Source organism: Citrobacter sp., assembly GCF_050252275.1.
Taxonomy (GTDB): Bacteria; Pseudomonadota; Gammaproteobacteria; order Enterobacterales; family Enterobacteriaceae; genus Citrobacter_A; species Citrobacter_A amalonaticus.
This window is the reverse complement of the sequence record NZ_JBFWLF010000103.1, coordinates 1-13,687: the sequence shown is the minus strand read 5'-3', so window position 1 is coordinate 13,687 and position 13,687 is coordinate 1. Positions and strand designations below refer to the sequence as shown.

12 protein-coding genes and 1 pseudogene are annotated in these 13,687 nt (G+C 56.2%); 8 read left to right on the top strand and 5 right to left on the bottom strand.

Annotated features, from left to right (window positions below; genetic code table 11):
* The coding region (gene slyA, locus AB7E14_RS10860; RefSeq protein WP_428169516.1) for a transcriptional regulator SlyA at positions 1–364 on the bottom strand (364 nt) is incomplete at its 3' end.
* A gap of 222 nt (positions 365–586) precedes the next feature.
* Between slyA and AB7E14_RS10855 the strand changes: the two genes are divergently transcribed.
* The 3 genes and pseudogenes from AB7E14_RS10855 to AB7E14_RS10845 all read left to right on the top strand — a co-directional run bounded on the left by AB7E14_RS10855 (position 587) and on the right by AB7E14_RS10845 (position 3,730).
* Positions 587–796, top strand: coding sequence for a DUF1656 domain-containing protein (locus AB7E14_RS10855; RefSeq protein WP_043001939.1), 210 nt, complete (start codon positions 587–589; stop codon positions 794–796).
* Between the two features lie 2 nt (positions 797–798).
* Positions 799–1,656 (top strand): HlyD family secretion protein, encoded by an 858-nt coding sequence (locus AB7E14_RS10850; protein WP_316962278.1) that lies wholly within the window; start codon positions 799–801, stop codon positions 1,654–1,656.
* A pseudogene (locus AB7E14_RS10845) lies at positions 1,657–3,730 on the top strand (FUSC family protein).
* Here the strand turns inward: AB7E14_RS10845 and sodC are convergent.
* The 3 genes from sodC to AB7E14_RS10830 all read right to left on the bottom strand — a co-directional run bounded on the left by sodC (position 3,673) and on the right by AB7E14_RS10830 (position 5,458).
* Complete coding sequence (gene sodC, locus AB7E14_RS10840; protein WP_044328055.1) at positions 3,673–4,194, bottom strand: superoxide dismutase [Cu-Zn] SodC; 522 nt, start codon at positions 4,192–4,194, stop codon at positions 3,673–3,675. The pseudogene AB7E14_RS10845 and the gene sodC overlap by 58 nt on opposite strands.
* Positions 4,195–4,272: 78 nt before the next feature.
* A complete protein-coding gene (locus AB7E14_RS10835) occupies positions 4,273–5,169 on the bottom strand; it encodes an aldo/keto reductase (protein WP_043000803.1) in 897 nt (298 codons plus the stop codon).
* Positions 5,170–5,218: 49 nt separating this feature from the next.
* Complete coding sequence (locus AB7E14_RS10830; RefSeq protein WP_043000804.1) at positions 5,219–5,458, bottom strand: DUF1289 domain-containing protein; 240 nt, start codon at positions 5,456–5,458, stop codon at positions 5,219–5,221.
* Between the two features lie 101 nt (positions 5,459–5,559).
* On the opposite strand from AB7E14_RS10830, the gene AB7E14_RS10825 reads away from it, so the two are divergent.
* The 5 genes from AB7E14_RS10825 to AB7E14_RS10805 all read left to right on the top strand — a co-directional run bounded on the left by AB7E14_RS10825 (position 5,560) and on the right by AB7E14_RS10805 (position 13,391).
* On the top strand, positions 5,560–6,159 hold the full coding sequence (locus tag AB7E14_RS10825) for a TetR/AcrR family transcriptional regulator (RefSeq protein WP_061070166.1): 600 nt from the start codon (positions 5,560–5,562) through the stop codon (positions 6,157–6,159).
* A 57-nt stretch (positions 6,160–6,216) separates the two neighbouring features.
* On the top strand, positions 6,217–7,314 hold the full coding sequence (locus tag AB7E14_RS10820; protein ID WP_044265372.1) for an alkene reductase: 1,098 nt from the start codon (positions 6,217–6,219) through the stop codon (positions 7,312–7,314).
* 98 nt (positions 7,315–7,412) lie between these two features.
* Positions 7,413–7,820 carry a lactoylglutathione lyase gene (gene gloA, locus AB7E14_RS10815; protein WP_316962276.1) on the top strand — a complete coding sequence of 136 codons (408 nt, stop codon included), beginning with the start codon at positions 7,413–7,415 and terminating at the stop codon, positions 7,818–7,820.
* A gap of 104 nt (positions 7,821–7,924) precedes the next feature.
* Complete coding sequence (rnt, locus tag AB7E14_RS10810; RefSeq protein ID WP_043000808.1) at positions 7,925–8,572, top strand: ribonuclease T; 648 nt, start codon at positions 7,925–7,927, stop codon at positions 8,570–8,572.
* 145 nt (positions 8,573–8,717) lie between these two features.
* Positions 8,718–13,391 carry an ATP-dependent helicase gene (locus AB7E14_RS10805; RefSeq protein ID WP_316962275.1) on the top strand — a complete coding sequence of 1,558 codons (4,674 nt, stop codon included), beginning with the start codon at positions 8,718–8,720 and terminating at the stop codon, positions 13,389–13,391.
* A 65-nt stretch (positions 13,392–13,456) separates the two neighbouring features.
* Here the strand turns inward: AB7E14_RS10805 and grxD are convergent.
* A partial coding sequence (gene grxD, locus AB7E14_RS10800; RefSeq protein ID WP_428169515.1) for a monothiol glutaredoxin 4 occupies positions 13,457–13,687 on the bottom strand: 231 nt, incomplete at its 5' end.

Below are 13,687 nucleotides of genomic sequence, written 5' to 3'. Positions count from 1 at the left end.
CAGAAATCCCTTCCAGAATTTCACCACGCGTTTTGTTGATAACCGCTTCCATATCAGCAATCAGCGGCTCTGCTTTTTCTGTCAGTTTAATCCGTTTGGCCCGGCGATCGCTGACACAGGTCTGACGCGAAATAAGCCCTTTCTCTTCGAGCTGATCCAGCGTACGTACCAGTGACGGCTGTTCGATGCCAATCGCTTTTGCCAGTTGTATCTGTGATTGATCCGGTGGCAGTTGATGAATATTATGCAGCGTAACCCAGTGCGTCTGCGTCAATTCCAGAGGCTTAAGACGGTGGTCTATCAAAGCACGCCAAATGCGCACCAACCGTGCCAGATCAGAACCTAGTGGCGATTCCAATTTCATCTCCTTATAATTAGCTTGCTAAGATATTATACTGATTTTAGAATAGTGTGCAGCAATTGTATTGCTAAAACAAATGTATTGCTGCATTTGGTTACCGACAGACATATTTTTCAGACATTACGCGAAAAAAGCACGCTTCGTACCAGTTTTTGCTAAACCTGGATAAACGTAGCCTGACGCAAAGGACTATTGCTTGTGACCTCCGCACACAATACAACAGGGATGCCCTTACAGGATTTAGTGATTGGCGCATCTGTTTACTTCCCGCCGCTGTTCAAGGCCTTTGCGCTGGGATTTCTCCTCTGGCTTTTCATCCATCGCCTGCTGCGCGAACGGATTTACTCGGGTGAAATCTGGCATCCTTTATTGATGGATCTGTCAATTTTTGCCCTCTGCGTCTGTTTGGGTCTTCTTTTATTGGTTGCATGGTAATTATGACGCTGAAAACACTGAAATATTTCTCCACCATTGTGGTTGCTACCCTCGCCGTTCTGGCGGGATGGTTTATGTGGAATTATTACATGCAATCCCCGTGGACGCGTGACGGAAAGGTGCGAGCCGAACAGGTCAGCGTTACGCCGCAGGTGTCCGGCGCCATCGTCGATCTCCCGATAAAAGATAACCAGTTCGTCAACGCCGGCGATCTGCTTTTTCGTATCGATAAGACCCCTTTTCATATCGCCGAGCTCAACGCGCAGGCGCAACTGGCTAAAGCACAATCGGAACTGGCGAAAGCCAATAACGAAGCCACTCGCCGTCGTCACTTATCGCAGAATTTTATCTCCGCTGAAGAAATGGACACCGCCAATCTGAACGTCAAAGCGATGCAGGCAAGCGTAGACGTCGCTCAGGCGACGCTCAGACAGGCGCAGTGGCAACTGGCGCAGACGGATGTCCGCGCCCCGGTCTCCGGGTGGATAACCAATCTGTCGACGCGTACCGGTGACTTCGCCACCTCCGGTCAACCGTTGTTTGCCCTGGTGGACAGCCACTCCTTCTATGTGATGGGTTATTTTGAAGAAACCAAGCTGCGTCATATCCGCGAAGGCGCACCTGCCCAGATTACACTTTACAGCGGCAATATTAAGTTACAGGGTCACGTATCCAGCATTGGCCGCGCGATTTACGACCAAAGCGTGGAGAGCGATTCCGGTCTGGTGCCGGATATTAAACCCAACGTGCCCTGGGTGCGTCTGGCGCAGCGCGTTCCGGTGCGTATCGAATTTGACCAGCTTCCACGTGACGTAACGCTCGTTTCCGGCACGACCTGTAGCGTAGCGATCGGCAACTAAATGAAGCGACTGCGCGTGTCTCTGGGCAATACGCCGTGGCTGAAAGCGACGGCCGGGCAGTGGCGCTATGCCTTGCGTAATACCCTCGCGATGTGCCTGGCGCTGACGTTTGCCTACTATCTCAATCTGGATGAACCCTATTGGGCGATGACCTCCGCCGCCGTGGTCAGTTTTCCCACCGTCGGCGGCGTAATCAGTAAAAGTCTCGGGCGCATTGCCGGCAGTCTGCTGGGGGCGACCGCAGCGTTAATTCTTGCCGGGCATACGCTCAACGAACCGTGGCTGTTTTTGTTGAGCATGTCCGCCTGGATTGGTTTCTGTACGTGGGCCTGCGCGCAGTTTACCAACAATGTGGCTTATGCCTTCCAGCTCGCGGGATACACCGCCGCCATTATTGCCTTCCCGATGGTGAACATTGTCGACATCACTCAACTCTGGGATATCGCCCAGGCGCGTGTTTGCGAAGTGATTGTCGGGATCCTCTGCGGCGGCACGATGATGATGATTTTGCCCAGCACCTCCGATGGCACCGCGCTACTGACCGCGCTGAAGAACATGCACGCGCGCCTGTTGGAACACGCCAGCCTGCTGTGGCAACCTGAGTCTACTGACGCCATCCGCTCGGCCCACGAAGGGGTGATCGGGCAAATTTTGACGATGAATTTACTGCGTATTCAGGCATTCTGGAGCCATTACCGCTTCCGGCGTCAGAATGCGCTGCTGAACGTCCTGCTGCATCATCAACTGCGCCTGACCAGCGTCATCTCAAGCCTGCGCAGAATGTTACTGAACTGGCCGACGCCTCCGGCCCACACACGTGATGTTATTGACCAACTGTTGACGGCACTGGCCCGTTCACAAACTGACAGTTATGCCGTCGCGCGGATTATTGCGCCACTCGCCCCCACCGACGTAAGCGACTATCGTCACGTCGCCTTCTGGCAGCGGTTACGTTATTTCTGCCGTCTCTATCTGCGTACCAGCCGTCAGCTACGCGTGATTGAAAATGGCGGGCCGCTTACTACCGTTAACATTCCGCGCGCGCCGGCGCTGGCACGGCATACCGACCACGCAGAAGCCCTCTGGAGCGGCCTGCGCACCTTCGTCACGCTAATGGTGATTGGCACATGGAGCATTGTTTCACAGTGGGAATCGGGATCGGCGGCGCTGACCCTGGCGGCCATCAGCAGCGTGCTTTACTCCGTCGTCGCCACGCCGTTTAAATCACTCTCACTGCTGATGCGCACGCTGGTATTGCTCTCGCTGTTCAGTTTCGTGGTCAAGTTCGGGCTGATGGTGCAGATTAGCGACCTGTGGGAGTTCTTGCTGTTTTTGTTCCCCTTGCTGACCACCATGCAATTATTGAAATTGCAGATGCCAAAACTGGCGGGGCTTTGGGGGCAACTGATTGTATTTATGGGTTCGTTTATCGCCGTGACCAACCCGCCGGTCTATGACTTTGCCGATTTTCTGAATGACAATACGGCGAAGATTGTCGGCGTGGCGTTGTCATGGCTGGCGTTCGCGATTTTACGTCCCGGCTCGGATGCACGCAAAAGCCGCCGTCATATTCGGGCGCTGCGCCGGAGCTTTGTCGATCAGTTGAGCCGTTATCCGACGTACAGTGAAAATGAGTACGAGTCGCTGACCTATCACCACATCAGTCAGTTAAGTAACAGTCAGGATGCGCTGGCACGCCGTTGGCTGCTACGCTGGGGCGTGGTGTTGCTCAACTGTTCGCACGTCGTCTGGCAACTGCGCGGCTGGGAATCGCGTTCTGACCCGCTGTCGCAGGTCAGGGACATCTGTATTGCTTTACTGCATGATGTGATGAGCGAACGCGGCGTCCAGCAACGACCGCTTGCCGCGACGCTGGCTGAACTCCTGCGGATTTGCCAGACGCTGTCTCACCATCATCAACCCGCCGCGCAAGAGCTGGCGGCGATCGTCTGGCGACTGTATTGTTCGCTTTCTCAACTGGAACAAGCGCCGCCAGAAGGGTCGCTGACGTCCTGATTATTTGATCACACCACAAGCGAAGCGCGCCCCACCGCCGCCCAGGGGTTTGGGCTGATCGGACATATTATCGCCACCGACGTGGATCATCAGCGCTTTGTCTTTGATGTCGTTAAGAGATTTCAGGCGCGTTGCCGTGACAGGAACAATGGCTTTACCTTCGTCATTCACCACCAGCACGGGCAAATCGCCCAGGTGCCCTTCGCCATCCGGTCCGGTGTGTTTACCGGTTTTGTGCGGGTCAAAATGCCCCCCCGCAGACTCAGCGGCAGACGCTTTACCGTCTTTAATGGCAGGCTGACAGCTGCCGTTGGCATGGATATGAAAACCATGTTCTCCCGGCGGCAACGCTTTCAGATCCGGTGTAAACTCCAGTCCGTTCTCGGTTTCCGCAATGGTGACCTCCCCGATGGACTGCCCGACACCTTGCGGGGTAACCAGATTCATCTCCACTGTTTCACTGGCGGCTTGCGCCCCCGCACAGGCTAACAGGGTTAACACAGCCAGACTCAATCGCTTCATAGGACCTCCGTTCTGTATGTATGTCGGTTAAGTGTAAACCAGTAACACCATTTTGAACGGAGATCCGCGATTTTACGCTTACGGGACGTCGTAACCCAGCGCGGCTTTACGGATACGGAACCACTGCTGACGGCTCATTTTCAGAGACTCGGCTTTCACTGCCGCACGTACACGCTCGATTTTTCCGGAGCCTATGATCGGCAGCGGCTGTGACGGCAGACGCAGTATCCAGGCGTAAACCACCTGCTCAATGGAAGAGGCATTCAGTTCTTGCGCAATGACCGCCAGTTCGTTACGCAGCGGCTGGAACGCATCGTCATTAAACAGACGTCCGCCACCAAGGCAGGACCAGGCCATTGGGCGAATACGCAGTTGCTGAAGCTGATCGAGGGTGCCGTCTAACAGCAGCGGTTGGTGAACCGGAGAGATCTCCACCTGGTTGGTCGCCAGCGTGAACGGAAGGCGCGATTGCAGCAGCGTAAACTGCGCCGGGGTGAAGTTGGAGACGCCGAAGTGACGCACTTTTCCGCTCTGATGCAGGTGTTTGAAGGCTTCGGCGACCTCATCGGCATCCATCAGCGGGTCCGGGCGGTGGATCAGCAGCAGATCCAGATGGTCGGTCGCCAGATTGATCAACGACTGTTCCGCACTTTTCACAATATGATCGCGGTCGGTGATGTAGTGGCCGAGCGCGTTTTCCGCACGGGCGGTGGTGGCGATCCCGCATTTGGTGACGATCTGCATCCGCTCACGCAGATGAGGAGCCAGTTTCAGCGCTTCGCCAAAGGCGGCCTCGCACAGATAGCCACCGTAAATATCCGCATGGTCCACGGTCGTGACACCTAAATCCAGGTGCTCTTCAATAAAGCTCACCAGCTCCCGGGGGGACATATTCCAGTCCATCAGTCGCCAGTATCCCATGACAAAGCGGGAGAATTCCGGGCCTTGTGGCGCAAGAGTAATACGCTGAACCATAACTGCTTCCTCGTGAAGTAAATTACAGCGAGTATATACAATTAGTGGCTTAAAAGAGTGAAGGCTGTTGAGGTTCTTCTGGCGCGGCGGGTTTATTTGCGCGTAATTTACGCAGCAGACGCTGGCGGCATAACCGCAGCACATCTTGTTTTTGTGCGTCGCTCATTTTTTGCCAGTTGAACCGCTCATCCCGACTGCGCAGGCACCCCCGGCAAAAACCGCGTTCATCTGACTGGCAAATTCCCCGACATGGGCTCTGAACGGGAAAAAACTCTAACTGCTCTGCCACGCCCTTTCCTCTTCATTAGGTCTTCACTCTATTGAAGACGTAAACACGATTTCTGGCAACCTGTCTTGCATTAGACCGACTGGTCTATTACACTCCCTGCCATGAACAAGCAAACTGAGTACGATACCCGCGAACACTTACTGGCTACCGGTGAGCATCTTTGCATGCAGCGAGGCTTTACCGGTATGGGACTGAGCGAGTTGCTCAAAACCGCCGGGGTGCCGAAAGGATCGTTTTATCACTACTTTCGCTCTAAAGAAGCCTTTGGCGTCGCAATGCTGGAACGGCATTTTGCCGGTTATCATCAGCGGCTGACGGTGCATTTTGACACGGGTCCAGGCAATTACCGCGATCGCATTCTGGCTTATTATCAGGAAACCCTGAATCAGTTTTGCCAGCAAGGAATCATCAGCGGCTGCCTGACGGTTAAACTCTCCGCCGAAGTGTGCGACCTGTCGGAAGATATGCGCACCGCAATGGACCAGGGGGCCGGGAAAATTATGGTCATCCTGGCGCAGGCGCTGGAAAAAGGACGTGATAGTCATTGTTTGACGTTTGCAGGAGAACCACTGCAGCAGGCGCAAATCCTTTATGCGCTGTGGCTGGGAGCAAATCTGCAGGCCAAAATTTCTCGCAGTGCCACCCCGCTGGAAAACGCGCTGGCACACGTGAAAAATATTATCGCAACGCCTGGTGCTTAACAGGCGTTTTATTTAACTGCTTACTAGACGACCGGTCTATTCATAACGGAAAACATTATGTCATCAGATAAACTGTTTACCCCACTGAAAGTGGGCGCGATCACCGCACCAAACCGTATTTTCATGGCCCCGCTGACGCGTCTGCGCAGCATTGAGCCAGGCGACATCCCGACTCCGTTAATGGCCGAGTATTATCGCCAACGCGCCAGCGCGGGTCTGATCATCAGCGAAGCGACGCAGATTTCCGCACAGGCGAAGGGTTATGCCGGCGCGCCGGGCCTGCACAGTGATGAGCAGATCGCCGCATGGAAGAAAATCACCGCCGGTGTTCATGCTGAAAACGGCCACATCGCCGTTCAGTTATGGCACACAGGCCGTATTTCTCACGCCAGCCTGCAACCGGGTGGACAGCCGCCGGTATCCGCATCCGCTATCAGCGCCGGGACCCGTACTTCCCTGCGTGATGAAAATGGTCAGGCTATCCGAGTGGATACCTCTATGCCACGCGCGCTGGAAACCGATGAAATCCCGGGAATCGTCAATGATTTCCGCCAGGCTATCGCCAATGCGCGTGAAGCCGGTTTCGATCTGGTTGAACTGCACTCCGCTCACGGTTATCTGCTGCATCAGTTCCTTTCCCCTTCTTCTAACCATCGTACCGATCAGTACGGCGGTAGCGTGGAGAATCGCGCGCGCCTGGTGCTGGAAGTAGTCGATGCGGGCATTAAAGAATGGGGTGCGGACCGTATCGGGATTCGCGTCTCGCCTGTTGGCACCTTCCAGAATGTCGACAATGGTCCGAACGAAGAAGCCGACGCGCTGTATCTGATTGAAGAACTGGGTAAACGCGGCATCGCCTATCTGCACATGTCTGAACCAGACTGGGCTGGCGGCAAGCCGTATACCGACGCGTTCCGCGAAAAAGTACGCGCTCGTTTCCACGGTCCGATTATCGGTGCCGGCGCCTATACGCGTGAAAAAGCAGAGACCTTAATTGAGAAGGGTCTGATCGATGCCGTCGCGTTTGGTCGTGATTACATCGCTAACCCGGATCTGGTGGCGCGTCTGCAACGTAAAGCTGAACTCAACCCGCAACGCAGTGAAAGTTTCTACGGCGGCGGTGCGGAAGGCTACACCGATTACCCGACGCTCTGATTCCCTCCATCGCATTCCTTCATTGATAGCGGCGTAAAAACGCCGCTATACTAAAACAACATTTTGAATGTATTGACCATTTTTTAAGGGGACAAAACATGCGTTTACTTCATACGATGCTGCGCGTTGGCGATCTGCAACGTTCTATTGATTTTTACACTAAAGTGCTCGGCATGAAGCTGCTGCGCACCAGTGAAAACACTGAATACAAATACTCACTGGCATTTGTCGGTTACGGCGAAGAAAGTAACGAAGCGGTGATTGAACTGACCTATAACTGGGGCGTTGACAAATACGAGCTGGGTACGGCTTATGGTCATATCGCCCTGAGCGTCGATAACGCGGCTGAAGCCTGTGAGCGCATTCGTCAGAATGGCGGTAACGTCACTCGTGAAGCTGGTCCGGTTAAAGGCGGCACGACCGTGATCGCTTTTGTTGAAGATCCGGACGGTTACAAAATCGAGCTGATCGAAGAGAAGGACGCCGGGAAAGGTCTCGGTAACTGATTCCTGCCGGGCGCAGTGGCTTTCTGCGCCCGTTGTTTTACTGCATCACTCCGCTTTTTTTGGCATAATGCGCGCTGCAATTTTTTCCGTACTAAGAGACCCTGATGTCCGATAACGCTCAACTTACCGGTCTGTGCGACCGTTTTCGTGGTTTCTATCCTGTCGTCATTGATGTTGAAACGGCCGGATTTAACGCCAGAACCGATGCGCTGCTTGAAATAGCTGCCATCACGCTGAAAATGGATGAACAAGGCTGGCTGATGCCGGACAGCACGCTGCAATTCCACGTAGAACCGTTTGAAGGCGCAAATTTACAGCCTGAAGCACTGGCGTTTAACGGTATCGATCCATCCAACCCGCTGCGTGGCGCGGTGAGTGAATATGACGCCCTGCACGCCATTTTCAAAATGGTCCGCAAAGGCATTAAAGACAGCGGTTGCAGTCGCGCCATTATGGTCGCCCATAATGCAACGTTCGATCATAGCTTTATGATGGCTGCCGCTGAGCGTGCGTCGCTCAAACGCAACCCGTTCCATCCGTTCGTGACGTTTGATACTGCCGCCCTGAGCGGACTGGCTCTGGGACAAACGGTGCTCTCCAAAGCGTGTCTGGCGGCTGGCATGGAGTTTGACGGTACCCAGGCGCACTCAGCGCTGTACGATACCGAGCGCACCGCCGTGCTGTTTTGCGAGATAGTCAACCGCTGGAAGCGTCTCGGCGGCTGGCCGTTACCTCTGCCCGAAGAAGCCTGATTTGGTGACCTGATAACGTCGGTTATCAGGTCGCTCCCCCTTTCACTCATACTGTATATTTGACCAGTATCAATACACCCTGCGCATTTCCCGCTATTCTGTTAAAAGGTCTTGATTCGCCAACATCGCTAAAGGGACAGGGAACATGTCAGCAAAAAATGCGCCGCCTCCGCTGCCGGATATTTTCTCACCGGCAACCCGCGACTGGTTTACCTCGGCATTTCAGCATCCCACGCCGGTGCAGTCGCAAACGTGGGCCGTGACCGCCGCGAATCAGCACGCGCTGGTGATCGCCCCGACCGGTTCGGGGAAAACCCTTGCCGCGTTTCTCTATGCCCTGGATAGCCTGTTTCGTGAAGGCGAGGCAGCGCACGCCACCTCCTCCTCCGGCAAAGAAAAGAAAGTCACCCGAATCCTCTATATTTCCCCGATAAAAGCCCTGGGTACGGATGTCCAGCGCAACCTGCAAATTCCCCTGCTGGGGATTAGCGAAGAACGGAAGAAATCCGGCGCGCCAGAGGTGGCTATTCGGGTTGGGATCCGCACCGGCGATACGTCGCCTCAGGAGCGTGCGAAGCTAAGTCGTCATCCGCCCGATATTCTGATCACCACGCCGGAGTCGCTTTATCTGATGCTCACCTCCCGCGCCAGAGAGACGCTGCGCGGCGTTGAAACGGTGATCGTCGATGAAGTACATGCGGTAGCAGGCACAAAACGCGGCGCGCATCTTGCGCTGAGTCTCGAACGCCTGGATGCGCTTCTGGCAACGTCGGCGCAGCGCATTGGTTTGTCGGCGACCGTGCGTTCGGTTACAGCCGTTGCCGCTTTTCTGGGCGGCGATCGTCCGGTTACCGTTATCAATCCGCCTTCTACCCGTCACCCGGATATCCACATCGTCGCTCCAGCCGCCAATCTTGATGACGTCTTAGCGGACAATAGCGACAGCGGCGAGGCCATTCACAAGGGGCGAGAAGGTTCCATCTGGCCGCGCATTGAAGCCGGTATTCTCGATCAAATCCTTAGCCATCGTTCCACCATTGTTTTCACCAACTCGCGTGGGCTGGCGGAAAAGCTGACGGCCCGCCTGAACGAGCTGTATCTCTCGCGACGACAAGCGTTGCCCCAACCGCAGGCAGAGCCGGTGCACTTTGACTCGCTAACCGGGTCCACCAGTAACCGGGCGCAGGACGCCGCAGAATACATTGCCCGTTCGCATCATGGTTCGGTGTCCAAAGAACAGCGCGCCGTCACCGAGCATGCGCTGAAATCCGGCGAACTTCGCTGCGTGGTGGCGACCTCCAGTCTGGAGCTGGGGATCGACATGGGGGCGGTTGATCTGGTGATTCAGGTGGCGACGCCCCTTTCTGTCGCCAGCGGCCTGCAGCGCATCGGACGCGCCAGTCATCAGGTCGGCGGGGTATCAAAGGGGCTGTTCTACCCCAGAACCCGTCGGGATCTGATTGACTCTGCCGTCATCGTCGAATGTATGTACGCCGGACAACTGGAAACGCTGACGCCGCCACGCAACCCGCTGGATATTCTGGCGCAGCAAACCGTTGCTGCCGTATCAATGGATCCACTCAATGTTGATGACTGGTATGCCCTCGTCCGCCGGGCTTCACCGTGGCAGGATTTGCCGAGAAGCGCATTTGACGCCACGCTGGATATGCTGGCAGGGCGCTATCCCTCCGGCGATTTTGCCGTCTTCCGACCGCGCATAATCTGGAACCGCGAAACCGGGTTATTAACGGCCCGTCCTGGCGCGCAGCTTCTGGCGGTAACCAGCGGCGGTACCATTCCGGACCGCGGCATGTTCAGCGTGCTGCTTCCCGAAGGGGATGAACAAGCCGGATCGCGTCGCGTAGGCGAACTGGATGAAGAAATGGTGTACGAGTCACGCGTCAACGACATCATCACGCTGGGTGCAACCTCGTGGCGTATTCAACAAATCACCCGCGATCAGGTTATCGTTGTCCCCGCGCCCGGACGCTCGGCCAGACTGCCGTTCTGGCGCGGCGAAGGCGTCGGGCGCCCGGCGGAACTGGGAGAACGCATTGGTGATTTTATCCATACGATGTCCGATGACAACGCAGAACGCCGGCTCTCACCCCGACTGCGCGATGACAATGTTCTGTCGAATATCAAAGGGTTAATTGACGATCAAAAAAATGCTACGGGCGTGCTCCCCTGGAGTCGTCATCTGGTGCTTGAGCGCTGTCGCGATGAAATGGGTGACTGGCGGGTTATTCTGCATTCCCCTTATGGTCGTCGGGTACACGCGCCCTGGGCGCTGGCGATTGCCGGACGCCTCCATGCGCAGTGGGGGGCTGACGCGTCGATTGTTGCCAGTGATGATGGGATTGTCGCGCGCATACCGGACAGCGACGGGAAACTGCCCGATGCCGCTATTTTCCTGTTTGAACCGGAAAAACTGCTGCGCATTGTCCGGGAGGCCGTCAGCAGTACGGCGCTGTTTGCTGCCCGCTTCAGAGAATGCGCCGCCCGCGCCCTGCTGATGCCGGGCCGCACGCCAGGGCGTCGTTCGCCGCTCTGGCAGCAACGCCTGCGCGCCAGTCAGCTTCTGGAAATCGCGGCGGGCTATCCTGATTTCCCCATTATTCTGGAAACAGCTCGTGAGTGCCTGCAGGACGTTTACGATCTCGACGCACTTGAGCAGGTCATACGCCGGTTGAACACCGGCGAGATCCAGATGTCTGAAGTGACCACGCCAACCCCCTCACCCTTCGCCACCGATCTACTCTTCGGCTACGTCGCGGAATTTATGTACGCCACCGACGCGCCGCTGGCGGAACGTCGGGCTTCGGTACTGGCGCTGGACAGCGAGCTGCTGGGCAACCTGTTAGGCCAGGGCGATCCACTGGAGTTGCTTGACCCGGAAATTATCCGCCAGGTTGAAGATGAACTTCAGCGGCGGGCGGCGGGCAGGAAAGCCCAGGGGATGGAAGGCGTTTACGATTTACTGCGTGAACTGGGACCAATGAGCGTCGACGAAATTGCCGCCAGACACGAAGGAACGCTCGCTGACATCAGGACGTGGCTTGATGAGCTGTCCGCTGAAAAACGTATTTTCCCGGTCGTTATCGCGGACACGGCGCAGATGGCCTGCACGGACGATGCAGCCAGACTTCGTGACGCGCTGGGTATTCGCCTGCCTGCGACGATTTCACCGGCGTGGCTGCATCCGGTGAACGCGCCGCTGCGCGATCTTTTCCTGCGCTTCAGCCGTACCCGCACGTTGTTTACTCGCGCCCAGATTGCGCAGACGTTCGGGTTGGGGGTAGCCGTCGCCGGCGATCAACTGCGTCAATTGCGCGATGAGGGTGTCCTCATTCCGTTGCGTGCCGGTACATCTTCCACGCCTGACGAAGCGTCAACGTGGGTGAATGAGGACGTATTTCATCGTCTTCGCATCCGCTCGCTGCATGCGGCAAGAGAGGCAACCCGTCCGGTTCCGGCAACGAGCTACACCCGACTGTTGCTGGAGCGTCAGGGACTTATTTCATCCGCCGACGGCAGCCCTGCGCGCCTTCCGCCCTCCTCCACGGGTACGCTGGAAGGAAGTGACGGCGTCATGCGTGTTATTGAACAACTGGCCGGAGTCGGCCTGCCTGCCTCGTTGTGGGAAAGCCAGATTTTCCCTGCTCGTGTCCGTGATTATTCACCGGATATGCTCGATGAGTTGCTGGCGACGGGTGAAGTCATCTGGTCAGGACAAAAGAAACTGGGCGACGATGATGGACGGGTGGTACTGCATTTACGGGATTACCTGGCAGAAACGCTTTCCCCGCCATCCGGTGACAGCGAGGCGCTTTCAGACTTACAGCGCGCAATTTTGGACGTTCTTTCTGGTGGTGGCGCATGGTTTGCGCAGCAACTTAGCGCGTTGATTCAGACGCGTGCGACAGACGCTGGCGGCGACGAATGGTTAACGCCAGCCACGTTGCATGAGGCACTTTGGGGCCTGGTCTGGCAAGGGTATATCACAACCGATATCTGGGCTCCGCTGCGTGGCCTGTCGCGTACTGTCGCCGCATCGCGCCAGCCGTCACGACGTTCGCCGCGTATGCGTCGTGGACGCCCGGCCTATGCCGCGCCGCGCCTCTCGTCCATCGCTGTACCGGTTTCTTACACCACGCCTGCGCTGGCCGGTCGCTGGTCGCTGCTGCCGCGAGAGACGTTGAATGATACCGAACGGATGCTGGCCTGTGCCGAGAATATGCTCGATCGCTACGGCGTAATTGGTCGCCAGGCCGTGATTGCCGAGAATGTGCCTGGTGGCTTTCCCGCCATGCAGACACTGTGCCGAAGCATGGAAGATTCTGGGCGAATTCTGCGTGGGCGGTTCGTGGAGGGAATGGGCGGCGCACAGTTTGCCGAGCGGGACACTGTCGATCGTCTGCGCGATCTGACGTCGTCGACGTCTGAACAACAGGCGTTTACGGCGGTGGCGCTATCTGCGAACGATCCCGCTAATCCCTGGGGAACGCTACTACCGTGGCCGACGCATCCGTCATCTCTGGTTCCCGGGCGGCGTAACGGCGCGTTTGTCGTGATTTCCGCTGGACAGTTGCGGCTGTACCTTGCTCAGGGAGGAAAAAAGATGATGATCTGGACAGAAAATGAGGAGATGCCTTCGCCGGAGATTTTCAGGGCGCTGGTGAGCGCCTTACGCCGTGAACCGCGACTGCGTTTCACGCTGTCGGAAGTCAACGATAAACCGGTACGGCAAACCCCTCTCTTTACCCTGCTACGGGAAGTCGGGTTTTCCAGTTCGCCGCAGGGGCTGGACTGGGGATAGGAAGCGCAGAAATGAAAAGGAGCTTAACCTGAGTCAGGAAAAGCTCCCCTTTAACCGTCTACTGATTACTCAGCGTCTGATTCTTCAGATTTGTATTTTGCAGCGGTCTCTTTGATCAACTGCTGCAGTTCGCCGCGCTGGTACATTTCGATCAAAATGTCGCAGCCGCCAACCAGTTCACCGTCAACCCACAGCTGTGGGAAGGTCGGCCAGTTTGCATATTTTGGCAGTTCTGCGCGAATATCCGGGTTTTGCAGAATATCCACATAGGCAAAACGCTCACCACAGGCGGAAAG